Here is a 22,601-nt window from a genome sequence, read left to right as displayed (position 1 = left end):
GCCGGTACGCGATGTGTGCCGGCTTTTTTGTTTTGTGTGAGACGCAGACGTCGCTACACTATTCACAATTCCTTTTCGCGTCAGCAGACCCTGGAAAAGCATGGAAACCAAAAAAAATAATAGTGAGTATATCCCTGAATTCGAAAAATCCTTTCGCTATCCGCAGTATTGGGGCGCCTGGTTGGGCGCTGCGGCAATGGCGGGGATCGCATTAACACCGGCATCATTCCGCGACCCTTTGCTGGCGACGCTGGGGCGTTTTGCCGGACGGCTGGGGAAGAGTTCTCGTCGCCGGGCGCTAATTAATCTGTCGTTGTGCTTTCCGCAGCGTAGCGAAGCTGAGCGCGAAGCGATTGTCGATGAGATGTTCGCCACCGCGCCACAGGCAATGGCGATGATGGCTGAGTTGGCGATGCGCGGTCCGAAAAAAATTCAACAGCGTGTTGACTGGGAAGGTCTGGAAATCATTGAGGAGATGCGTCGTAACGACGAAAAAGTCATTTTTCTCGTACCGCATGGCTGGGGCGTCGACATTCCAGCCATGCTGATGGCCTCTCAGGGGCAAAAAATGGCGGCGATGTTTCATAATCAGGGTAATCCGGTTTTTGACTATATCTGGAACACAGTGCGTCGGCGTTTCGGCGGACGTTTGCATGCGCGTAATGACGGGATTAAACCCTTTATTCAGTCTGTTCGTCAGGGCTACTGGGGTTACTACCTGCCGGACCAGGATCACGGCCCGGAGCATAGTGAATTCGTTGATTTCTTTGCGACATACAAAGCGACGCTGCCTGCAATTGGTCGGCTGATGAAAGTGTGCCGCGCACGCGTGATACCGCTTTTCCCGGTGTATAATGGTAAAACGCATCGCCTGACTATCCAGATTCGCCCGCCAATGGACGATCTGCTCACGGCTGACGACCACACTATCGCCAGACGGATGAACGAAGAGGTCGAAATTTTTGTCGGCCCGCATCCGGAACAGTACACCTGGATCCTGAAGCTGCTCAAAACCCGCAAGCCAGGCGAGATTCAGCCGTATAAGCGTAAAGATCTTTATCCCATCAAATAAATAAAGCCTCTCGTAAGAGAGGCTTTATGCTGACAAACCCTGTACTACCTGATGAACAGGCGTGGGGGAGTTTTACTCAACGGTCAAAATACGCGTGGTATTGGTTGAACCGACGGTGCTCATGACATCGCCCTGGGTCACGATAACCAAGTCGCCGGAAACCAGATACCCTTTATCGCGCAGCAGATTAACAGCTTCATGTGCCGCGACAACGCCATCAGCCGCGCTATCAAAATGCACCGGCGTTACTCCGCGATAGAGCGCGGTCAGGTTCAGCGTGCGTTCATGGCGCGACATGGCGAAAATCGGCAGGCCGGAGCTGATACGGGAAGTCATTAGCGCGGTACGACCGGATTCCGTCATGGTGATGATCGCGGTAACGCCTTTCAGATGGTTTGCCGCATACATCGCAGACATGGCAATAGCTTCTTCAACGTTGTCGAACTGCACGTCGAGACGGTGTTTAGACACATTGATGCTGGGGATTTTTTCTGCGCCCAGGCAGACGCGCGCCATTGCGGCAACGGTTTCAGAAGGATACTGACCGGCTGCGGTTTCGGCAGACAGCATAACCGCATCCGTGCCATCCAGGACGGCGTTCGCCACGTCCATCACTTCCGCACGGGTCGGCATCGGGTTGGTGATCATCGACTCCATCATTTGCGTTGCGGTGATGACTGCGCGGTTTAGCTGACGCGCACGGCGAATCAGCGCCTTCTGGATACCAACCAGCTCCGGATCGCCGATTTCAACGCCCAGGTCGCCACGTGCGACCATCACAACGTCAGAGGCCAGAATGATATCGTCCATGGCGTTTTGGTCGCATACCGCTTCGGCGCGTTCGACTTTAGCCACAATTTTCGCGTCGCAGCCGGCGTCGCGCGCCAGGCGGCGTGCATAGTTCAGATCTTCGCCGCAGCGCGGGAAGGAGACGGCCAGATAGTCAACGCCTATCAGCGCAGCGGTTTGAATATCGGCTTTGTCTTTTTCGGTCAGCGCTTCAGCAGAAAGCCCGCCGCCGAGCTTGTTAATGCCTTTATTGTTAGACAGCGGGCCGCCGACGGTGACCTCGGTAAAGACTTTCATGCCCTGGACTTCAAGCACTTTCAACTGCACTCGACCATCGTCAAGCAGCAGGATATCGCCAGGAACGACGTCTGCCGGCAACCCTTTGTAATCAATGCCGACTTTTTCTTTGTCGCCTTCGCCTTTACCCAGGTTAGCGTCTAACAGAAATTTGTCCCCGATATTGAGGAACACTTTGCCTTCTTTAAAAGTGGAAACGCGAATTTTTGGCCCTTGCAGGTCGCCTAAAATAGCCACATGACGCCCCAGTTTGGCGGCAATCTCACGGACTTTATCAGCACGCATTTTATGATCTTCCGGCGAGCCGTGAGAGAAGTTCATACGTACTACGTTTGCGCCCGCGGCGATAACCTTCTCAAGGTTGTTATCGCGGTCAGTTGCCGGGCCTAACGTGGTAACGATTTTGGTTCTGCGAAGCCTTCTGGACATGTAATACTCCGTTGACTAAAACAACTTGGTGTTGCGTGAACATTGATCCGGTCGTTCTGAAACCTTAACGGTATAAAATGAACGTCCCCGGATGACGAAAAGGGTAGAACATTGTTATTGCTTTTAGCGGTCATCACTCCTGATGAGTAATTCTTTATCAAAACGCGATTCCTTGAGCGCTTCCTTGACACGCTTCAAGTTATCTCTGAATTTTGCCCCGCGACGCAAAGTAAATCCCGTTGCCAGCACATCTATCACGGTCAGCTGAGCAAGTCGAGAGACCATGGGCATATAAATGTCTGTATCTTCCGGTACGTCGAGGGTAATGGCCAGCGTGGCTTCGCGCGCCAGCGGCGTTCCAGCGGAGGTCAGGGCGATCACCATCGCATCGTTTTCCCGCGCCAACTGCGCCAGTTCCACCAGGCTCTTGGTTCTGCCAGTATGCGAAATGAGCACGACGACGTCATCATCGTTACAATTCATACAGCTCATCCGTTGCAGCACGATATCGTCGGAGTAAATCACCGGCACATTGAAGCGAAAAAACTTATTCATGGCGTCATGCGCGACTGCGGCGGAGGAACCAAGACCAAAAAAGGCGATTTTTTTTGCCTGGGTCAGTAAATCGACGGCGCGGTTGACGGCCGATTTATCCAGCGACTGACGAACATGGTCGAGACTGGCCATGGCGGACTCGAAGATTTTTCCTGTATAGGCCTCAACGCTGTCATCTTCATCCACATTGCGATTAACATAGGGGGTGCCATTTGCCAGACTTTGCGCCAGATGCAGTTTAAAATCAGGAAAGCCGCGGGTATTCATGCTGCGACAGAAACGGTTCACCGTTGGCTCGCTAACGTTAGCTTCCTGGGCCAGCATGGCAATGCTTAAGTGAATCGATCTGCCTGGGGCGGCCAGAATAACATCGGCGACTTTTCGTTCAGATTTGCTTAAATGTTCCAGTTGAGACTGGACTTTTTCCAGCATATTCATGATTAGCAAGGCTCATGGGTATTAGCGATTTCAATGATGCGCGAAACCGAGCGCGTTTTGTTAGATATTACTCCTGGCGGCTGTCAAAGGGGGCAAAATGGCTAAAAAAGGTGTCGTTTTTTTTCATTACATGACCGACGTCGGATTTTAAGTTCCAGCTTGTGTGGAAAAGCGACAATTTTATTAGGCGTTTTGCCGATTATATTGCCAATCAAACGCCGGTTCACCCATGAAAAGGCGTTTACGGTTTCCGTAATCTCGTAAAAGCAGTACAGTGCTGTGTAATAAAATTACAACGATATCCTGGCTAAAGTACCAGGAGATTAACTGAGGAGAATGACATGGCGGTAACGCAAACAGCCCAGGCATGTGACCTGGTCATTTTCGGCGCGAAAGGCGACCTGGCGCGCCGGAAACTGCTGCCTTCCCTGTATCAGCTTGAGAAAGCCGGCCAGATCCATCCGGATACCCGTATCATTGGGGTGGGGCGCGCGGACTGGGATAAAGAAGCTTATACCCACGTCGTGCGTGAGGCGCTGGAAACCTTCATGAAGGAAAAAATTGATGAAGGCTTGTGGGATACGCTGAGCGGCCGTCTGGATTTTTGTAATCTTGACGTTAACGATACGCCTGCGTTTAGTCGCCTGGGCGATATGCTGGATCAAAAAAACCGCACCACCATTAACTATTTTGCGATGCCGCCCAGCACCTTTGGCGCTATTTGCAAAGGGTTAGGAGAGGCTAAACTCAACGCCAAACCGGCGCGCGTCGTGATGGAAAAACCGTTGGGTACTTCGCTGGCGACCTCGCGTGAGATTAACGATCGGGTCGGCGAATACTTTGAAGAGTGCCAGGTGTATCGTATCGACCACTATCTGGGCAAAGAAACGGTTCTCAACCTGCTGGCGCTGCGTTTTGCCAACTCGTTATTCGTTAATAACTGGGATAACCGCACTATCGATCACGTTGAGATTACCGTAGCGGAAGAGGTGGGGATTGAAGGGCGCTGGGGATATTTTGACCAGGCCGGTCAGATGCGCGATATGATCCAGAACCACTTGCTGCAAATTCTCTGCATGATTGCCATGTCACCGCCGTCTGACCTGAGCGCCGACAGTATTCGCGATGAAAAAGTCAAAGTGTTGAAATCGTTGCGCCGTATTGATCGCTCCAACGTGCGTGAAAAAACGGTTCGTGGTCAATACACCGCGGGCTTTGCGCAGGGTCAAAAGGTGCCGGGCTATCTGGAAGAAGAGGGCGCGAATAAAAGCAGCAACACCGAAACTTTCGTCGCGATCCGCGTCGACATCGATAACTGGCGTTGGGCGGGCGTGCCATTCTATCTGCGCACCGGCAAGCGTCTGCCAACCAAGTGCTCTGAAGTCGTGGTTTATTTCAAGACGCCTGAACTGAATCTCTTTAAAGAGTCCTGGCAAGACCTGCCGCAGAACAAATTGACGATTCGCCTGCAGCCGGATGAAGGCGTAGATATTCAGGTGCTTAACAAAGTACCGGGGCTGGATCATAAGCATAATCTGCAGATCACGAAGCTTGATCTGAGCTACTCCGAGACCTTTAATCAGACGCACCTGGCGGATGCATATGAGCGCCTGCTGCTGGAAACGATGCGTGGCATTCAGGCGCTGTTTGTCCGCCGTGACGAAGTGGAAGAAGCCTGGAAGTGGGTGGACTCCATTACCGAAGCATGGGCGATGGACAACGACGCGCCGAAGCCGTATCAGGCGGGCACCTGGGGACCGGTAGCGTCCGTGGCGATGATTACCCGTGACGGTCGTTCGTGGAATGAGTTTGAGTAAATTTGCCACTCACTCTTAGGTGGTATTTTACCGGTAACATGATCTAACACAGATTGTAGAATCATTTTTGCACTTTTAAGCCTCGTGTGGATTCACCTGCGAGGCTTTTTTTATTACACTGCCTGAAACGATTTTGCCCCATTATCCCCGGACATCATGTATTTCACTGTCTTTCCACATTGATGAAACGCATGGTAAACCCGGTAGCCGGACAGATAAATTTCAGGAGCCTCTATGAATCCTAATTTGTTACGCGTAACACAGCGTATTGTCGAACGCTCGCAGCAGACCCGAGAAGCCTATCTTGCCCGCATTGAGCAGGCGAAAACCGCCACGGTCCACCGATCTCAACTGGCCTGCGGCAACCTGGCGCATGGCTTCGCCGCCTGTCAGCCAGAGGACAAAGCCTCGCTGAAAAGTATGTTGCGCAATAATATCGCCATTATTACCTCCTACAATGACATGCTCTCTGCGCATCAACCGTATGAACATTATCCGCAGATTATTCGTCAGGCCCTGCATTCCGTGAATGCGGTAGGTCAGGTCGCAGGCGGCGTACCGGCAATGTGCGATGGCGTTACGCAAGGGCAGGATGGCATGGAGTTGTCGTTACTCAGCCGCGAAGTGATAGCGATGTCGGCAGCAGTAGGCCTCTCTCACAATATGTTTGACGGCGCGTTATTCCTCGGCGTATGCGACAAAATCGTTCCGGGGCTGGCGATGGCCGCGCTCTCTTTTGGTCATTTACCCGCGATTTTTGTTCCGTCAGGCCCGATGGCGAGCGGCCTGCCGAATAAAGAAAAAGTCCGTATTCGTCAGCTATATGCGGAAGGAAAAGTAGACAGAATGGCGCTGCTGGAGTCGGAAGCCGCCTCTTACCATGCGCCGGGCACCTGTACATTTTACGGCACCGCCAACACCAACCAGATGGTGGTGGAGTTTATGGGAATGCAGTTGCCGGGTTCTTCGTTTGTGCATCCGGATGCGCCGCTGCGCGAGGCATTGACTGCCGCTGCCGCACGTCAGGTAACACGTCTTACCGGCAACGGCAATACGTGGATGCCGCTCGGTAAAATGATCGACGAAAAAGTCGTGGTGAACGGCATTGTCGCGCTGCTGGCTACCGGCGGCTCCACCAACCACACCATGCATCTGGTTGCAATGGCGCGCGCGGCGGGCATTCTGATCAACTGGGATGACTTCTCGGATTTGTCGGAAGTGGTTCCGTTGATGGCGCGTCTGTACCCGAACGGTCCGGCGGACATTAACCACTTCCAGGCGGCGGGCGGCGTACCGGTATTGATGCGTGAGCTGCTCAATGCCGGATTGCTGCACGAAGACGTTAACACTGTCGCAGGCTTCGGCCTGAAACGCTATACGCTGGAGCCCTGGCTCAACAACGGCGAGCTGGACTGGCGTGAAGGCGCGGAAAGGTCACTGGATAACGATGTCATTGCCTCTTTTGATAAGCCGTTCTCTCCTCACGGCGGCACTAAGGTGCTAAGCGGTAATCTGGGGCGCGCAGTAATGAAGACGTCTGCGGTACCGGTTGAAAACCAGATCATTGAAGCGCCTGCCATGGTATTTGAAAGTCAGCATGATGTGCTGCCTGCGTTTGACGCGGGTCTGCTTGATCGGGATTGTGTCGTTGTCGTGCGTCATCAGGGACCAAAAGCGAATGGAATGCCAGAATTACATAAACTCATGCCGCCACTTGGTGTATTATTGGACCGCCGTTTCAAAATCGCGTTAGTTACTGATGGACGACTTTCAGGCGCTTCGGGTAAAGTGCCTTCAGCTATCCACGTAACGCCGGAAGCCTACGATGGCGGCTTACTGGCAAAAGTGCGCGATGGCGACATCATTCGCGTGAATGGGCAGACAGGTGAGTTAACTCTGCTGGTCGACGAGGCGGAACTTGCCGCTCGTCAGCCTCATATTCCGGACCTGAGCGCGTCGCGCGTCGGAACGGGGCGTGAGTTGTTTGGCGCGCTGCGCGAAAAGCTGTCGGGTGCGGAGCAGGGCGCAACCTGTATCACTTTTTAAGATGACACACTAGTAATCAGGCGAGAGAAGAATTCCGATGAAAAACTGGAAAACAAGTGCAGAAGCAATCCTGACCACCGGCCCGGTTGTCCCGGTCATTGTAGTCAATAAACTGGAGCACGCGGTGCCGATGGCTAAAGCGCTGGTGGCCGGGGGCGTTCGCGTTCTGGAAGTGACTTTACGTACGGCCTGCGCGATGGATGCAATTCGCGCTATCGCTAAAGACGTGCCGGAAGCGATTGTCGGCGCCGGAACCGTTCTCAATCCGCAGCAGTTGGCGGAGGTGACGGAAGCGGGCGCGCAATTTGCGATTAGCCCGGGACTGACTGAGCCACTGCTGAAAGCCGCGACGGCAGGCACTATCCCATTGATTCCCGGTATTAGCACCGTTTCTGAACTGATGTTGGGCATGGACTATGGTCTGAAAGAGTTCAAATTCTTCCCGGCGGAAGCGAATGGCGGCACTAAAGCGTTGCAGGCGATTGCCGGCCCGTTCTCTCAGGTACGTTTCTGCCCAACCGGCGGCATCTCTCCGGCAAACTATCGTGACTATCTGGCGCTGAAAAGCGTGTTGTGCATCGGCGGTTCCTGGCTGGTGCCGGCCGACGCGCTGGAAGCGGGTGATTACGATCGCATCACCAAACTGGCGCGCGAAGCGGTAGAAGGCGCGAAGCAGTAAGCCGTTAAATGCCCGATGGCGCTTGCTTATCGGGCTTACGAGTGGCGATCAGGCAGGTCTGATAAAAATGCGCTAACGTCGCCATCAGGCGATGGCGCATTAGCCTTTTACCGTCACGCGGCTGGCGGCCTTTTTCGCTCTTATCACCGCTTCTTCAACGTTTTCACCTGTCGCTAACGCTACACCAAGACGACGGCTGCCGTCGATCTCAGGCTTACCAAACAGCCGTACCTGCACTCCGGCTCCTACCGCCGCGTGTACATTATCAAACGTCACATTTTGACTGGTAAGCTGCGGCAGAATCACGGCCGAGGCAGCGGGACCATACTGGCGAATAGCGCCTACGGGCATTCCCAGAAAGGCGCGCACATGCAGCGCAAACTCAGAGAGATCCTGAGAAATCAACGTGACCATTCCGGTATCGTGCGGGCGAGGGGAGACTTCGCTGAAAATGACTTCATCGCCACAGACGAAGAGTTCAACGCCGAACAGGCCATGACCGCCTAACGCCAGTACCACATGACGAGCAATCTCTTGCGCCCGCTTCAGCGCCAGTTCGCTCATCTGCTGTGGCTGCCAGGATTCGCGATAGTCACCATCTTGCTGACGATGACCGACCGGCGCGCAGAAATGCACGCCATCGACGGCGCTAACGGTGAGCAGCGTAATTTCAAAATCAAATTTAACCACGCCTTCCACAATCACGCGACCCGCGCCAGCGCGTCCGCCCTGTTGAGCATACTCCCATGCCTGCGCGAGCTGTTCGGCCGAGCGGATAAAGCTCTGGCCTTTGCCGGAAGAGCTCATGACCGGTTTGACGATGCAAGGAAAACCCACTGCGGCTACCGCATCATGAAAACTGGCCTCACTGTCGGCAAAGCGATACGTCGATGTCGGCAGTCCTAATTCTTCTGCGGCCAGGCGACGGATCCCTTCGCGGTTCATCGTGAGCTGCGTTGCACGGGCGCAAGGCACGACATTCAGCCCTTCGCCCTCCAGCTCGCGCAGCGTATCGGTGGCGATCGCTTCTATTTCCGGCACGATATAATGCGGTTTTTCCTCTGTAATCACATGACGTAGCGCCTCGCCGTCCAGCATATTAATGACGTGTGAACGGTGAGCCACATGCATGGCGGGAGCATCAGGATAGCGATCGACGGCGATAACCTCGATCCCCAGGCGTTGGCATTCAATCGCCACCTCTTTTCCTAATTCTCCTGCCCCTAATAACATCACTCGCGTTGCTGCCGGACGCAGCGCAGTGCCTAATAGCGTCATATTTCTGTCCCCTTATTTACCTGCGCGCAGTATATACGAAAACGTTTGCGTATGTCTTTTCGAATAAATTGCTTTTCTTGCTGCCTTGCAATATACTGTATATAAACACAGGTAAATAAGGGGCTGCAAAATGGCGGTTGAAGTTAAATACGTAGTCATTCGCGAGGGTGAGGAGAAGATGTCATTTACCAGTAAAAAGGAAGCCGACGCCTGGGACAAAATGCTCGATACTGCCGATCTTCTTGATACCTGGCTTGAGCAGTCGCCAGTCGTGCTGGAAGATGGGCAGCGCGAAGCGTTGTCGCTGTGGCTGGCGGAACATAAAGAGGTGTTAAGCACTATCCTCAAAACCGGTAAGTTGCCTTCTCCGCAGGCGGTTGAAAAGGACGCCGCGAGTAAAACGAAAAAGCAAGCCGCCTGAACCCACACTTGCGCTCCCGGCGTTTTGTACCATGCTTTTCCTGAATCATTGTGCTAAGGAGAAAAGTATGAATAAAAGAGGAGCGTTGTTGAGCCTGCTGTTGTTATCCGCCAGCGTATCGGCATTTGCGGCATCCACCGAGAGTAAATCGGTTAAGTTTCCGCAGTGCGAAGGGCTGGATGCCGCCGGGATTGCGGCAAGCGTGAAGCGCGACTACCAGCAAAATCGTATCGTGCGGTGGGCCGACGACCAAAAAAAGGTCGGGCAGGCTGACCCGGTCGCGTGGGTTAATGTGCAGGACGTTGTGGGTCAAAATGATAAATGGACAGTTCCGCTAACTGTTCGCGGTAAAAGCGCCGATATTCATTATCAGGTCATCGTTGATTGCAAAGCCGGCAAGGCGGAATATAAGCCCCGCTAGCAGCGTAATTTGCGCTTCTTTTGCCGGAACAGACAATTCCTGACATCCCCTCAGGTACGCTTGACCATTATTGGTCTGTATTTGAGGGGTACTATGGCTAACTGGTTGAACCAATTACAATCACTTCTTGGGCAAAAAGGCGCTTCCGCATCGCCTTCCGGTGAACAGGGGTTAAATAAACTGCTGGTTCCCGGCGCGCTAGGCGGTCTGGCTGGACTGTTGGTCGCCAATAAGTCTTCGCGCAAATTATTAACCAAATACGGTACTGGCGCTTTGCTGGTGGGCGGCGGCGCGGTGGCGGGTTCCGTATTGTGGAATAAGTACAAAGATAAAGTACGCGCCGCGCATCAGGGGGAGCCGCAATTCGGCAGCCAAAGTACGCCGCTGGATGTTCGCACTGAGCGACTGATCCTGGCGCTGGTTTTTGCTGCAAAAAGCGATGGGCATATTGATGCCAAAGAACGCGCGGCGATTGAGCACCAACTGCGAGAATCAGGTGTTGAAGAGCAAGGGCGTGTGTTTATCGAAAAAGCTATTGAGCAGCCGCTTGATCCACAACGTCTGGCACAGGGCATTCGCAATGAAGAAGAAGCCCTGGAAATCTACTTCCTGAGCTGCGCCGCCATTGATATTGACCACTTTATGGAACGTAGCTATCTGAATGCGTTAGGAGACGCGCTAAAAATTCCTCAGGAGGTTCGGGACGGTATCGAGCAGGACTTGCAGCAGCAAAAACAGGCGCTACCAGGCTGATAACCTGCCATTAAGTAACATGTTTCGCTTGCATCATGCGTGTCTTTTGCCACCCTTATAGGATGGATAGTTTACGTCATTCATGTTGCAAGATAGCGGCGAAGCAGTGACATCTCAGGCGCTTACCGAGGTGAGCGGACCGGGACTACCATGCTAAGCCGCTGTGTTTGCCGCGTGATATATAACAAATATTAACGCAAAAGAAAAAACGACATGTTGCCAAAAGCCAATCGAATTCCCTATGCCATGACCGTACATGGCGATACGCGCATTGATAATTATTACTGGCTGCGAGATGACACTCGCTCGCAGCCGGAAGTCCTTGATTACCTGCATCAGGAAAATGAGTATGGCCGGAAGGTCATGTCCTCTCAGCAGGCGTTACAGGACCGCATTCTAAAAGAAATTATCGATCGTATCCCGCCCAGAGAAGTTTCCGCTCCGTATGTGAAAAACGGCTATCGCTACCGTTATATCTATGAACCCGGCTGCGAATATGCCATCTATCAACGACAATCGGCGTTAAGCGAAGAGTGGAATGTGTGGGAAACCTTGCTCGATGCGAACCAGCGGGCCGCGCACAGCGAATTTTATACGCTCGGCGGGCTTGCCATTACGCCGGATAATACCATCATGGCGCTGGCAGAAGATTATTTATCCCGTCGTCAGTATGGGTTGCGTTTTCGTAACCTCGAAAGCGGTAACTGGTATCCGGAACTTCTGGATAACGTTGCGCCTGAATTTGTCTGGGCCAATGATTCCCTGACCCTTTACTATGTGCGTAAGCATAAGAAGACGCTGCTGCCCTATCAGGTTTGGCGGCACACGATTGGCACTCCGTCATCGCAAGATGAACTGGTATATGAGGAGAAAGACGATACCTTTTATGTCAGCCTGCATAAAACCACTTCGCAGCATTATGTGGTGATTCATCTTGCCAGCGCCACCACTAGCGAAGTGCTATTACTTGACGCGGAACTGGCCGATGCCGAGCCGTTTTCATTTTTACCGCGCCGCAAAGACCATGAATATAGTCTCGATCACTATCAACATAAGTTTTACCTGCGCTCTAACCGGAACGGTAAAAACTTTGGGTTGTACCGTACCCGCGTGCGCAATGAAAACGCCTGGGAAGAGCTGATCCCTCCGCGCGAGCATATTATGCTGGAAGGGTTTACCCTGTTTACCGACTGGTTAGTGGTCGAAGAGCGTCAACGGGGGCTTACCAGCCTGCGGCAAATTAACCGTAAAACCCGTGAAGTGATAGGCATTGCCTTTGACGATCCGGCTTACGTGACGTGGCTTGCCTATAATCCCGAACCTGAGACCTCCCGGCTGCGTTACGGCTATTCTTCAATGACGACGCCAGATACCTTGTTTGAACTGGATATGGATACCGGAGAACGACGGGTACTTAAACAGACGGAAGTGCCTGGGTTTGATTCTGGCTGTTATCAGAGCGAACACCTGTGGATCACCGCACGCGACGGCGTCGAAGTGCCGGTATCGTTGGTTTATCATCAGAAGTATTTTCGTAAAGGGCAAAATCCGCTTCTGGTTTACGGCTACGGATCTTACGGTTCCAGTATTGACGCCGACTTCAGCAGCAGCCGACTGAGCTTGCTGGATCGTGGCTTTGTTTACGCAATCGTACACGTTCGCGGCGGCGGTGAGCTGGGGCAGCAGTGGTATGAAGATGGCAAATTCCTCAAAAAGCGGAATACTTTTAATGACTATCTTGATGCCTGCGATGCCTTATTAAAACTGGGTTACGGTTCGCCGTCGCTGTGTTATGGGATGGGCGGGAGCGCGGGCGGAATGCTAATGGGCGTCGCTATCAACGAACGTCCCGAGCTTTTTCACGGCGTTATTGCCCAGGTACCCTTTGTTGATGTATTAACCACGATGCTGGATGAGTCGATCCCACTAACGACAGGAGAGTTTGAAGAGTGGGGGAACCCGCAGGATATTGAGTATTATGACTATATGAAAAGCTATAGTCCTTATGACAATGTCAAAGCGCAGGACTATCCGCACCTGCTGGTGACGACAGGATTGCACGATTCCCAGGTGCAATACTGGGAACCGGCGAAGTGGGTGGCAAAATTACGCGAGCTAAAAACGGACCAACGTCTGCTGCTGCTATGTACGGATATGGACTCCGGGCACGGTGGTAAGTCGGGGCGGTTTAAATCCTACGAAGGCGTCGCGCTGGAGTTCGCCTTTTTAATCGGCCTGGCGCAGGGAACCTTACATAGCGCATAGACGCGCGCGCCCGCAACGGCTTGTGAGCGTCGCGGATTATTGTGGTGTTCCATTGCTGCGTTGCTCGCCAGCCTGAACATCTTCCAGGTAGTGTTTAAGCGTCAGGCGAAGCTCCGGGCTCATATTATCAAGGTTATTAAAAAGCCAGCGTAAATAGCCCGGATCGCGTTTTGCGACTTCAGATACCGCCTTACCGCGGTATTTACCGAACGAGAAAGTGGTTAACAGCGCAGGACGGCCCGTGATATTGACCATCTCTTCCGCGGTCCAGCCGGTGGTTCGCATAATATCAATCAGCAAGGCGGCGGTGATATAGCAATCATAAAGCGCCCGGTGATGATGCAGCCCCGGTGGCGTTTGTACGCTTAGTTTGCGCGATTTATAGAGCGCCATATTGCTGTATTTTATTCCCGGCCACAGGCGTCGCGACAACTTCATGGTACAGATCCACTCACCCGGCAATTCAGGTAATACGCGTCTGTCGAAACTGGCATTGTGAGCGACATACCACTCACTACCGTAATAAAGCGGTATGACATCTTCAATCCACGGCTTATCGGCGACCATGGCTTCGGTAATACGGTGTATCGCCATCGCCTGCGGCGTAATAGGGCGATCGGGGCGTATCAGGTGACTCATGGGATTGACAATGTTGCCATCAATGACATCTACAGAGGCTATCTCTACGATCCCGCCCTGCAGCCCGCAGGTTTCCGTGTCTATAATCCGCAACATGATTCATTCCTCACCGAAAGACCTTAGCGTAATGGAATGATATCGCCTTGCCAACCCTCGGTTGTGCGCAGGCCCGTCAGTAATAGCGAACCGCAATCGGCACGAACAATAAGTTGCCCGCTTTCATCCCACAGAGCGCTACTGCCACAGGCATTGGCCATCAGTACGGCCAGCGCATATTTATGCGAAAAACGTTGTAAGCGTGAGGTAGAAGCATGGAGTTCAGGTTCGTTAAGACATTGACTGGTTGTGAATAACGTAAATGAGGGATCTATATCACCACCTTCTGGCTGCTCATCCACCACGTTGATAGCGCTTCGCTGCCTAGCAATACAGGCGCCATGACTTTTGTGAAACATGAGCGGCGACGTTAGCCATGGGGCAAAAATAGCGATGCCTTTTACGAAGCGGCAGTTATGCTCAACAGGCATACCCACAATGATAGTCATATGGTGGGTATCGGCCGCATGAGTGAGCGGCTGTAAAAGCGCCTCGTCAGGCGGGGCGGGCAACGGTTTATTTCTTTCGTCGCAGCCTAATAGCGACAGCGACGGAAAGACCAGCAGTTCGCACTGTTGACGAGCCGCAAGCTCAATATATTCCAGATGATGGGCGACATGCTCCGCCGGCGAGGCGTTCAGGGGCGCATACTGCGCAGCAGCAATTTTCCAGGAGGACATAATGACTTCCTTTTCATAGTCTCTACAGCCATTCTAAAAAGCATAGGTTAAGAATCGCCTTATAATGTAGTCGTCTGCATGTAAGGAAGTGTAACGTTATATAATTTTTATTTAACTTTGGGTTCGTAAGGGAGTCGGGATAGTGATACGGAAGCCAGACGATGGGCAATCAGCCGCTCACGAAACCAGGCGCGTAGATGCTCTGGCTGCTCACGTTCGACCGCCTCCGCGACAACTGGCATATTGTAGCGCTCTTTAAATGCCACCCCGGCTGCCGCCAGGTCCACATTGACTTTATCCATTTCCGCTTGTTCAAGCTGAGCCAGATTTGTTTTCATACGTGTCTCCTTTTTTGTTGCCGCCAGAAGGTACTAAGAGTCCGCGGTAATGGCAAGATGGAAATGATGATCCTCGACTCATTGATTGTTGAAGGTTATTCTTTGTAACGTAGGTATAACAAAAAGGAATAGTGAATATGGCTTCTTCTGCACCATCGCGACGTTTAGCTTTACTGCTGCTGGCATCGACATTTGTGACGCCAGCGGCCTGGGCACATGCGCACCTGACGCATCAGTATCCAGCGGCGAATGCTGCCGTTACGGCCTCGCCACAGGCGCTGACTCTGAATTTCTCTGAAGGGATTGAGCCAGGGTTCAGCGGCGCAACCATTACTGGCCCTCAGCAAGAGCTCATCAAAACGCGCCCGGCAAAGCGAAATGAACAGGATAAAACGCAGTTGATTATCCCGCTTGAGCAGCCGTTAAAATCTGGCGCTTACACGGTAGACTGGCACGTTGTGTCGGTGGATGGACATAAAACAAAAGGGAAATACACCTTCAGCGTGAAATAAATGATGCTGACATTCGTCTGGATAACTCTCCGATTTATTCATTTTGCTAGTTTGATGCTGGTCTACGGCTGCGCGCTTTACGGCGCCTGGCTGGCACCCGCACCAATTCGTCGTTTAATGACGCGTCGATTTTTACATCTGCAACGACATGCCGCCGCCTGGAGCGTTATCAGCGCGGCTTTTATGCTGGCGATTCAGGGCGGGCTGATGGGCGGCGGCTGGCCCGATGTTTTTTCCGTCTCGGTGTGGGGCGCGGTACTGCAAACCCGCTTTGGCGCGGTCTGGATATGGCAAATTATCCTCGCGCTGGTCACGCTGGCGGTGGTAGTCATTGCGCCGGTAAAAATGCAACGACGGCTTCTTATTCTAACCGTTGCTCAGTTTATCCTGCTGGCAGGCGTTGGACATGCGACGATGCGCGATGGTGTAGCGGGAACATTACAGCAAATTAACCATGCTCTGCATTTGCTCTGTGCCGCAGCCTGGTTTGGCGGGCTGTTGCCAGTGGTTTATTGTATGCGCATGGCTCAAGGACGCTGGCGTCAACATGCCATTAGCGCCATGATGCGTTTTTCTCGTTATGGTCACTTTTTTGTGGCGGGCGTACTGCTCACAGGCATTGGCAACACGCTATTTATCACGGGATTTACCGCTATCTGGCAGACCACCTATGGACAGTTGCTTTTGTTAAAATGTGCGCTGGTGGTGCTTATGGTAGCAATTGCGCTGACGAATCGGTATGTTCTCGTACCACGTATGCGACAGGAAAATCCCCGGACTGACCTATGGTTTGTCAGGATGACGCAAATTGAATGGGGAGTTGGAGGCATAGTTCTGGCGATCGTCAGCCTGTTTGCAACCCTCGAACCTTTCTGATGGACTGGCATAACGAATGAAAAAAATACTCCTTCCGGCGCTTCTGCTGGCCACTTCGGGCGTAGTGTTGGCGGCGCCGCAGGTGATTACCGTAAGTCGTTTTGAAGTAGGAAAAGACAAGTGGGCGTTTAATCGGGAAGAGGTCATGTTGACCTGTCGGCCTGGCCAGGCGCTCTATGTGATCAACCCCAGTACGCTGGTGCAGTATCCCTTGAATGCCATTGCCGAACAGCAAGTAGCGGAGGGTAAAACGCGCGCTCAGCCTATTGCCGTCATTCAAATCGATAACCCGGCGAAGCCCGGTGAGAAAATGAGTCTGGCGCCGTTTATCGAACGTGCGCAAAAGCTTTGTGATCCATCCAATAGCTGACTGATTTTTAATAAAAAACCGTAAACCTTCACGAAAAGGCTTACGGTTTTTTTATCTCTGATAACAGACAAAACGCTAGGTTTTTTCAATCACCTTCGTCGCAAACTGGAAAACCTGGCGTCGTCATCTATTCTTAAAGGGCAAGGCGATTTAGCCTGCATTAATGCCAACTTTTAGCGCACGGCTCTCTCCCAAGAGCCATTTCCCTGGACCGAATACAGGAATCGTATTCGGTCTCTTTTTATTTTTCTTATAAATCAGTTAATTAAAATCAATGATCCGAAATTTTTCCGAATTTCTGTATTCCGGTCTTTTTGGTTATATCACAATCAAATTAAATTTAACATTTATTTCACAACAAAAATTGGAGTATTAGAGCATCATATAAGCTTTATCATCACGCTCATCGAGATAGAGTTTCGTGGTGTTCGCTGATGTGTGGCCCAGGAGTTTTTGGGCGAACACCTCGCCGTGCTCGTTTTTGTACAGCCGCCCGGCCAGACTTCGGATCTCGTGAAATGTCGGTGGATTATTGCTGAAGTTAACGCCGGAGGCTTTTCTTGCTTTTACAAATGTCTTTGTCAGCCCATCCGGGTGAATATTCCCGGTCGGGCTATTTTTCCTGATTCCTGCACTGATCATGAAATCAGTTCTGCTTACCAGCCGGCAGCGATCGATAACCGTTCCCAGACGTAACCCTGGTGCCTCAAGGGTCAGGGATAGGGGAATGGCTATTTTCATTCCGGTTTTAATCTGAGTTACGTATAAGCGGTTGTCAAAAACATCACTAAATTTCATATTTACGATATCCTCCCTACGTTGACCAGTAACGAGCGCTAAATCCATCGCGAGAGGGAACCATGCAGGCATATGCTCTGCTGCCGCTCGTGTGGCGTTATACGTTTCCAGTTGCAGGCGTTCCCTGGCCACCTTAATCTCTGGTATCCGGGTTGCTTCCACCTGGTTTTTCACAATATGCCCTTCGACAATAGCCTCTCTGAACATGTCAGATAGAACTGATCTCATTGCTCCCGCCATAGTGTTTTTTCCCTCGGTTATCCACGACTCAAGAAACTTGGCAATGTGCCTGGTTGTTACTTCTGCCAGTATTATTTCCCCCATTTTTTCGCGTACGGTCGCTAATTGATTACTGCGAATCTTGTAGGTATTAACCGACAGACTCCGGCGCTGTAATAAAACCTCATAGCGATCAATCCATGCGGACACAGTGAATGAGTCCGTTCCTTTTAGTTTTTCAATAAGCGCCACTGGCGTGTGGTTTTGCGCTATGAAGTTGTTTGCCTCTATGGCCTGTGTGATAGCGTCCCTGCGGGCGATCTGACCGAGCGGAAATTCCTTGTCAGTTACCGGGTTACGCCAGAAAAAAGATTTACTGGCCTTACGGTAGGTGAGGTACCTCGGAAGGTTAGCATCGTACTTTTTTCGACTCACTGATCAACTTCTCCAGCAATGCACTCGGTTAACGCCATCACACTCTGGTACATAAGTTCGATTTTCCGGCCTTCTTCTGCCGTAAGCACGGTTCTTCCTGTCCGGGCGCACTCTTCCAGAAAGGTTTTCTCTTCTTCTTTTCCTGCGCTGGTACGGCGGTTAAATTCCGGAGCGATGATGAAGCGTTTACTGAATTCCTCTGGTTCCAGTACCCGGCAGTGAAAAGCCGTTCCTGTATCGAGAGTCTTTGTTTTCTCCGTGTCCACGGGGGCATTTTTACGCCACAGATAAATTGCTGGTGTGTCTGCGATATCGTCAAGCTGTGATTTACTGACGCCGGGGCCAGCGTGATACGCCTCGTTAGGGATGTCATAGTAAATACCTGGCTGTATATTATCAGGGACAGTGAAATTTCCGTTTTCTACGGGATCTGCCGCTTCGCCAGCTTCATCACCGCCAGTACCTGATCCACCGTCCGTTGTAATTTCCTGCCCTGTATCGCCAGCCGTTTCCTGCTGGTTGCTCTCTTTCGGCGTTTCTCCATCTCTTTCTGTTCTGGCTTCCGTTTTTTCGGTCTGGTTTGAGGGGGGCGGGAATAGCGCTGATACATCGAAAGTCCCGTCCGCGTTTCTGGTGACAGCCTCCGGCTCTGCTGCTGGTTGTTTTCCCTCCGGCACCACTTCTTCTTTTTCACCCTGATTTGAGGCGCTGTAATTGTTATGAACCCACCTCGGATCGTTCGGGTCGCTGATGTCTTCGACATATTCACCGCGCGCGGCTGCCAGTTGTTTACCAACATCAACCGGGTTTTTGGGTGGAATGTTTTTACGTGCTTCGTGCAGTTCTGCCCGTATTTTCTGGTAGCCTGCTTCTGTCTGGCTTACAGGTGGTTCATTCTCCAGCGGCTGTGGGTCCGGATGATGTTCAGTTGTGTCCTGTTCCACTGCTTCAGGCGTTGCTGGTTCATCTGCCAGTTCGCCTGTCGGTTGCTGTTTTTCTTCATCACACTGAAATCTCCCTGCCTCAATATCCCGCAGACATTTGTCCGCCTGACTAAGCCTTGCTGCATTTTCTTAATGGGTTGTTGGGGTGTTATCAGGCACATATTCGTACCAGTCCGGATCGCGAACGCCATGAACGGCAAGAAAGCTTTCGCACCACGTTCGGCGAAGATCAGGATTACCGGGCTGGAGAATTACACCAGATGTGGCGTTGCACTGAAACTGGATCTAGTGGCGAATCCAGGACAGCTTGAGCTAGAACGTCATGCCGCCCGATCCGCAGCGTGGCTTTTTGTGACTAAAGGGTGTCTGAAATATTCCGGCGACCTGGTACGAGTTACGCAGATCATCAACGGAGGGCGGAACGGCATCGGTGATCGGCGGGAGCGCTTTGAGAAAGAAAAATCGGTGCTGGTATGAGTCTGTTATCTGCTCTTCTGAAAAGATACTGGTTGCAGCTGGTGTTTATTTTGCTGATGGCTGGTGCGTTTATCGCCGGTAATGTCTGGAGTGACAGGGGCTGGCAAAAAAAATGGGCAGATCGCGACAGCGCTGAATCCTCTCAGGAAGTCAACGCCCAGATCGCCGCCCGTATTATTGAACAGGGCCGCGTTATTGCCCGTGATGAGGCTGTGAAAGATGCACAAGCGCAAGCCGCTAAATCTGCTGCCACTGCTGCTGGCCTGTCTGCCACTGTTAGCCAGCTGCGTACCGAAGCAAAAAAAACTTGCCACCCGCCTGGACGCCGCAAAGCACACCGCAAATCTTGCTGCTGCCGTCAGAAGCAAAACAACCAACGCCGACGCCAGAATGCTTGCCAACATGCTCGGAGATATTGCAGAAGAAGCTAAACATTATGCTGGAATCGCTGACGAGCGCTACCGGGCAGGAATGACGTGTGAACGAGTATATGATTCGGTGAGAGAGTCAAATAATTACAGGAGGCATTGAAACTCCCCCTGTAATATTGCTGTAAAAAAGTGACTACATATCATCAGATGGAACCAGATGAATAAGAACAGGTTTTTCACCAGATGAAACTGATAAGTACTCACTCAGTTTTGATATAGCTGAAATCTGTCTGAATAACCTGTCGGGGTGCTGGAATAACAACTTTCCGGAAATTCTTCTGCAATGGATTTTACTTTTAGTGACCATTCGCCTCCTTATCTGTAGAGGTGGGTAACGAATTTAAAAAGCATTCTGCTTACTTAGGGGGAACATCCTGATGACTGCCTGCAATATTGCAAATTCCATTTTCATTGTATGAACCACCTGAGTCAAGGCACTCATCTTCCATCAGGAATTTCTGCGACCACATACCTGCATAAAAAACGATAATAATGGCTACGATAATAGTGATGATATTTTTCATTTATGTTCTCTGTGTGTTGTTATTGAAAATGATAATCAATATCGCAAAATGAAATAAATAATCATTAAGTGGTAGTTGTTGATAATTGTTCGCATTTTAAAAAGGTACTCCCGGCGGGGCGGCCTGCCACGGGGCGGCAGCGGCGCGGGATTTGGCGCATTTTTGATTTTTCATGCATCATCATCATGTTGTAACTCTCTGTTTTAATGTAATTTATTTTTAAAAGATGATGGTTTGTATGTTTTTTGTTCATTATATTTTGTTTTTCCGGGGGAGGGCGCGCTAAGAAACAGCCCCAGAGGTAAAAATGGACGGCGAACTGAAGAACCTCAAATGCAATATCAGTCAGCTTGCCGCTATTACAGGGTTACATCGACAGACGGTTGTCAGTCGCCTCTCGGGCGTTCCCCTGGCACTGGGAAGCAATGAAAAAAACAAGCTGTATCTCCTGACGGATGTGATCCGCGTACTGATGGAAACGCCCGTTTCCCAGGCTGCTGAACATCAGGACCCGAATAAAATGACTCCAAAAGAGCGTAAGAACTGGTTTGACTCCGAAAAGGGGCGTTAATACCACGGGCAATCATACTAACCAGTTCGGCGGTTATATCAATTCATACTGGGGAGATTCCAATCACACTTCATTTCAGCTAGGAGGTGGTGCGTGGACACAGGCCGCTGGCGACCATGCGCATACAGTTTATATCGGAGGACACGAGCACACCATGTATATCGGTCCACACGGACACGTCGTTATTGTGGACGCAGACGGTAATGCGGAAACCTTTGGTCTTATGGACGGCGGTGTGGATGCTGCTATTACGGCATATTTCGGGTCGCAATTACAGGAACGGGTACAGCAAAATATCATCCGTGAATACCTGGGGGAACAGCCCGTCGGCACCGCCTTTGTTATTGAAACGGGTAACAGTAAACATCCGTGGCTGGTTCCCGCCCCGACGATGCGCGTTCCGCTGATTATTGACGGCACCGACGCGGTTTATAATGCAACACGGGCTGCGTTACTGGCAATTTTTCAGCACAATAAAAGCGCCGGAGAAGACCGGAAAATTACATCTGTTGCATTACCTGCAATGGGGGCCGGATGTGGTCAGGTCCCCCCCGGACAGCGTCGCCCGGCAAATTGTACTGATATAGCCCCTCCTGATATTCCCTCCAGTCATATTGCTGTTTTTGACGCTGAAACCCAAACGTGGAGTCTGCAGGAGGATCACCGCGGCGAGACGGTTTACGACACAACAGCCGGCAATCAGGTTTATATCTCCGATCTTGGTCCGCTACCTGAAAACGTCACATCAGTTTCACCAGGTGGTGGATACAAAAAATGGGATAGTAAGGCTCAGGTCTGGATGAATGATGAAGCTGCGGAGGCCGCAGCCAGACTTCGTGAAGCTGAAGGAACGAAAAACAGACTCCTGCAAATAACGTCTGAAAAAATCGCGCCGTTACAGGATGCAGTGGATCTGGACGAAGCAACCAATAAAGAAAAAGCTTCTCTTCTGGCATGGAGAAAGTACCGGGTACAGGTAAACCGTGTTGATACTTTAAAGCCTGTCTGGCCGGAGAAACCAGCCAGTAGTTTATAATTTGTCAGGAAAGCTCAGGCCTTATTTATAGCAAATATGAAGAAGGCCTGTCTGTCATAACTGATATGGTTACTGGTTAGTATATTAAATTTATACTCAATAACCTCTACACATTTTAAACCAATCTTCAGGGAAGGGTATGTCAGCAGGCCAAAGATTACACCACTTTTGAGGCATTGGCTTAATTGTTTCTTCTTTTTTATGATCTTGAGAGTCTGCCGCTATTGTAAGAGCAGAATATAGTGAAGATGGTAATATTAAAACCATTGCTAAAAATACGCTCTTAACGTGTTTCATAATATGTTACCTGTTAAATTGTGGCACACTATCCTTACGGTTACAGCATCCTTTACTATAGATATTAAACGTTATTCATTACCATCAGGTGAGTAAAT

Annotated in this window: 21 protein-coding genes and 7 pseudogenes; 17 read left to right on the top strand and 11 right to left on the bottom strand. The window is 51.3% G+C overall.

All coding sequences use genetic code 11. The features are described from left to right. The first annotated feature begins 100 nt into the window (after positions 1 to 100). A complete protein-coding gene (gene lpxM, locus ACLJRS_RS05590; protein WP_000448401.1) occupies positions 101 to 1,072 on the top strand; it encodes a lauroyl-Kdo(2)-lipid IV(A) myristoyltransferase in 972 nt (323 codons plus the stop codon). A gap of 72 nt (positions 1,073 to 1,144) precedes the next feature. Here lpxM and pyk read toward each other — a convergent pair whose 3' ends face one another. Beyond that, positions 1,145 to 2,587: a pyruvate kinase gene (gene pyk, locus ACLJRS_RS05585; RefSeq protein ID WP_000091156.1), complete on the bottom strand. Its 1,443-nt coding sequence runs from the start codon at positions 2,585 to 2,587 to the stop codon at positions 1,145 to 1,147. Positions 2,588 to 2,710: 123 nt separating this feature from the next. Next, the gene (locus ACLJRS_RS05580) at positions 2,711 to 3,580 is read right to left on the bottom strand and encodes a MurR/RpiR family transcriptional regulator (RefSeq protein ID WP_001056719.1); all 870 of its coding nucleotides are present in this window, start codon (positions 3,578 to 3,580) and stop codon (positions 2,711 to 2,713) included. 341 nt (positions 3,581 to 3,921) lie between these two features. On the opposite strand from ACLJRS_RS05580, the gene zwf reads away from it, so the two are divergent. The 3 genes from zwf (at position 3,922) to kdgA (ending at position 8,122) form a co-directional block, all read left to right on the top strand. Beyond that, positions 3,922 to 5,397, top strand: a complete 1,476-nt coding sequence (zwf, locus tag ACLJRS_RS05575; protein ID WP_000301711.1) for a glucose-6-phosphate dehydrogenase — start codon at positions 3,922 to 3,924, stop codon at positions 5,395 to 5,397. 234 nt (positions 5,398 to 5,631) lie between these two features. After that, entirely contained in the window at positions 5,632 to 7,443 is a 1,812-nt protein-coding gene (edd, locus tag ACLJRS_RS05570) for a phosphogluconate dehydratase (protein WP_001069113.1), read from the top strand. A gap of 37 nt (positions 7,444 to 7,480) precedes the next feature. Next, positions 7,481 to 8,122 (top strand): bifunctional 4-hydroxy-2-oxoglutarate aldolase/2-dehydro-3-deoxy-phosphogluconate aldolase, encoded by a 642-nt coding sequence (gene kdgA / locus ACLJRS_RS05565; protein WP_000800494.1) that lies wholly within the window; start codon positions 7,481 to 7,483, stop codon positions 8,120 to 8,122. A gap of 99 nt (positions 8,123 to 8,221) precedes the next feature. Here the strand turns inward: kdgA and purT are convergent, their stop codons facing one another. Continuing rightward, positions 8,222 to 9,400, bottom strand: coding sequence for a formate-dependent phosphoribosylglycinamide formyltransferase (gene purT, locus ACLJRS_RS05560; protein ID WP_000173429.1), 1,179 nt, complete (start codon positions 9,398 to 9,400; stop codon positions 8,222 to 8,224). Positions 9,401 to 9,530: 130 nt separating this feature from the next. On the opposite strand from purT, the gene yebG reads away from it, so the two are divergent. The 4 genes from yebG (at position 9,531) to ptrB (ending at position 13,260) form a co-directional block, all read left to right on the top strand. After that, entirely contained in the window at positions 9,531 to 9,821 is a 291-nt protein-coding gene (gene yebG, locus ACLJRS_RS05555; RefSeq protein ID WP_000257723.1) for a DNA damage-inducible protein YebG, read from the top strand. A 67-nt stretch (positions 9,822 to 9,888) separates the two neighbouring features. Beyond that, complete coding sequence (yebF, locus tag ACLJRS_RS05550) at positions 9,889 to 10,242, top strand: protein YebF (protein WP_001042123.1); 354 nt, start codon at positions 9,889 to 9,891, stop codon at positions 10,240 to 10,242. A 93-nt stretch (positions 10,243 to 10,335) separates the two neighbouring features. Continuing rightward, positions 10,336 to 10,995, top strand: coding sequence for a tellurite resistance TerB family protein (locus ACLJRS_RS05545; RefSeq protein WP_000024706.1), 660 nt, complete (start codon positions 10,336 to 10,338; stop codon positions 10,993 to 10,995). 213 nt (positions 10,996 to 11,208) lie between these two features. Further along, the gene (gene ptrB / locus ACLJRS_RS05540; RefSeq protein WP_000936997.1) at positions 11,209 to 13,260 is read left to right on the top strand and encodes an oligopeptidase B; all 2,052 of its coding nucleotides are present in this window, start codon (positions 11,209 to 11,211) and stop codon (positions 13,258 to 13,260) included. A gap of 36 nt (positions 13,261 to 13,296) precedes the next feature. On the opposite strand, the gene exoX is transcribed toward ptrB, so the two are convergent. From exoX to ACLJRS_RS05525, 3 genes are all read right to left on the bottom strand, one after another. Next, on the bottom strand, positions 13,297 to 13,995 hold the full coding sequence (gene exoX, locus ACLJRS_RS05535; RefSeq protein ID WP_000944285.1) for an exodeoxyribonuclease X: 699 nt from the start codon (positions 13,993 to 13,995) through the stop codon (positions 13,297 to 13,299). A 23-nt stretch (positions 13,996 to 14,018) separates the two neighbouring features. Continuing rightward, positions 14,019 to 14,675 (bottom strand): carbon-nitrogen hydrolase family protein, encoded by a 657-nt coding sequence (locus ACLJRS_RS05530; RefSeq protein WP_000100249.1) that lies wholly within the window; start codon positions 14,673 to 14,675, stop codon positions 14,019 to 14,021. A 107-nt stretch (positions 14,676 to 14,782) separates the two neighbouring features. Beyond that, positions 14,783 to 15,013, bottom strand: a complete 231-nt coding sequence (locus ACLJRS_RS05525; protein WP_000856224.1) for a DNA polymerase III subunit theta — start codon at positions 15,011 to 15,013, stop codon at positions 14,783 to 14,785. A gap of 137 nt (positions 15,014 to 15,150) precedes the next feature. Between ACLJRS_RS05525 and yobA the strand changes: the two genes are divergently transcribed. The 3 genes from yobA to ACLJRS_RS05510 are packed head-to-tail and all read left to right on the top strand — an operon-like array spanning position 15,151 to position 16,771. Continuing rightward, positions 15,151 to 15,525, top strand: a complete 375-nt coding sequence (gene yobA / locus ACLJRS_RS05520; RefSeq protein ID WP_000168395.1) for a CopC domain-containing protein YobA — start codon at positions 15,151 to 15,153, stop codon at positions 15,523 to 15,525. Next, positions 15,526 to 16,401: a copper homeostasis membrane protein CopD gene (gene copD / locus ACLJRS_RS05515; protein WP_000979686.1), complete on the top strand. Its 876-nt coding sequence runs from the start codon at positions 15,526 to 15,528 to the stop codon at positions 16,399 to 16,401. A gap of 16 nt (positions 16,402 to 16,417) precedes the next feature. After that, positions 16,418 to 16,771 carry a YebY family protein gene (locus ACLJRS_RS05510; protein WP_410957760.1) on the top strand — a complete coding sequence of 118 codons (354 nt, stop codon included), beginning with the start codon at positions 16,418 to 16,420 and terminating at the stop codon, positions 16,769 to 16,771. Between the two features lie 372 nt (positions 16,772 to 17,143). Here ACLJRS_RS05510 and ACLJRS_RS05505 read toward each other — a convergent pair whose 3' ends face one another. Further along, a complete protein-coding gene (locus ACLJRS_RS05505; protein WP_410957759.1) occupies positions 17,144 to 18,223 on the bottom strand; it encodes a tyrosine-type recombinase/integrase in 1,080 nt (359 codons plus the stop codon). 29 nt (positions 18,224 to 18,252) lie between these two features. Next, positions 18,253 to 19,407: pseudogene (locus ACLJRS_RS05500) on the bottom strand (exonuclease VIII); the annotation flags it as partial. Here ACLJRS_RS05500 and ACLJRS_RS05495 point away from each other — a divergent pair. Further along, positions 19,396 to 19,644: pseudogene (locus tag ACLJRS_RS05495) on the top strand (glycoside hydrolase family 19 protein); the annotation flags it as partial. The pseudogenes ACLJRS_RS05500 and ACLJRS_RS05495 overlap by 12 nt on opposite strands. Beyond that, positions 19,641 to 20,175 (top strand): annotated as a pseudogene (locus ACLJRS_RS05490) (DUF2514 domain-containing protein). The pseudogenes ACLJRS_RS05495 and ACLJRS_RS05490, both read left to right, overlap by 4 nt. Before the next feature lie 256 nt (positions 20,176 to 20,431). On the opposite strand, the gene ACLJRS_RS05485 reads toward ACLJRS_RS05490, so the two are convergent. Beyond that, positions 20,432 to 20,599: a lytic enzyme gene (locus tag ACLJRS_RS05485; RefSeq protein ID WP_000789530.1), complete on the bottom strand. Its 168-nt coding sequence runs from the start codon at positions 20,597 to 20,599 to the stop codon at positions 20,432 to 20,434. Between the two features lie 64 nt (positions 20,600 to 20,663). Beyond that, complete coding sequence (locus ACLJRS_RS05480; protein WP_001521334.1) at positions 20,664 to 20,852, bottom strand: hypothetical protein; 189 nt, start codon at positions 20,850 to 20,852, stop codon at positions 20,664 to 20,666. Between the two features lie 54 nt (positions 20,853 to 20,906). Here ACLJRS_RS05480 and ACLJRS_RS05475 point away from each other — a divergent pair. The 4 pseudogenes from ACLJRS_RS05475 to ACLJRS_RS05460 form a co-directional block, all read left to right on the top strand. Further along, positions 20,907 to 21,167: pseudogene (locus ACLJRS_RS05475) on the top strand (DUF1441 family protein); the annotation flags it as partial. Next, positions 21,160 to 21,384 (top strand): annotated as a pseudogene (locus tag ACLJRS_RS05470) (tail fiber protein); the annotation flags it as partial. The pseudogenes ACLJRS_RS05475 and ACLJRS_RS05470, both read left to right, overlap by 8 nt. Before the next feature lie 9 nt (positions 21,385 to 21,393). Then, positions 21,394 to 21,666, top strand: a pseudogene (locus tag ACLJRS_RS05465) (macro domain-containing protein); the annotation flags it as partial. Between the two features lie 27 nt (positions 21,667 to 21,693). Beyond that, a pseudogene (locus ACLJRS_RS05460) lies at positions 21,694 to 22,206 on the top strand (tail fiber assembly protein); the annotation flags it as partial. Positions 22,207 to 22,302: 96 nt separating this feature from the next. Here ACLJRS_RS05460 and pagK read toward each other — a convergent pair. Next, positions 22,303 to 22,503 carry a vesicle-borne virulence factor PagK gene (gene pagK / locus ACLJRS_RS05455; RefSeq protein ID WP_031604217.1) on the bottom strand — a complete coding sequence of 67 codons (201 nt, stop codon included), beginning with the start codon at positions 22,501 to 22,503 and terminating at the stop codon, positions 22,303 to 22,305. Positions 22,504 to 22,601: the final 98 nt, after the last annotated feature.

Source organism: Salmonella sp. SAL00670 (genome assembly GCF_046552235.1).
Classification (GTDB): Bacteria; Pseudomonadota; Gammaproteobacteria; order Enterobacterales; family Enterobacteriaceae; genus Salmonella; species Salmonella enterica.
The sequence above is the reverse complement of the archived record's forward strand: the minus strand, read 5'-3'. Positions and strand labels throughout refer to the sequence as shown.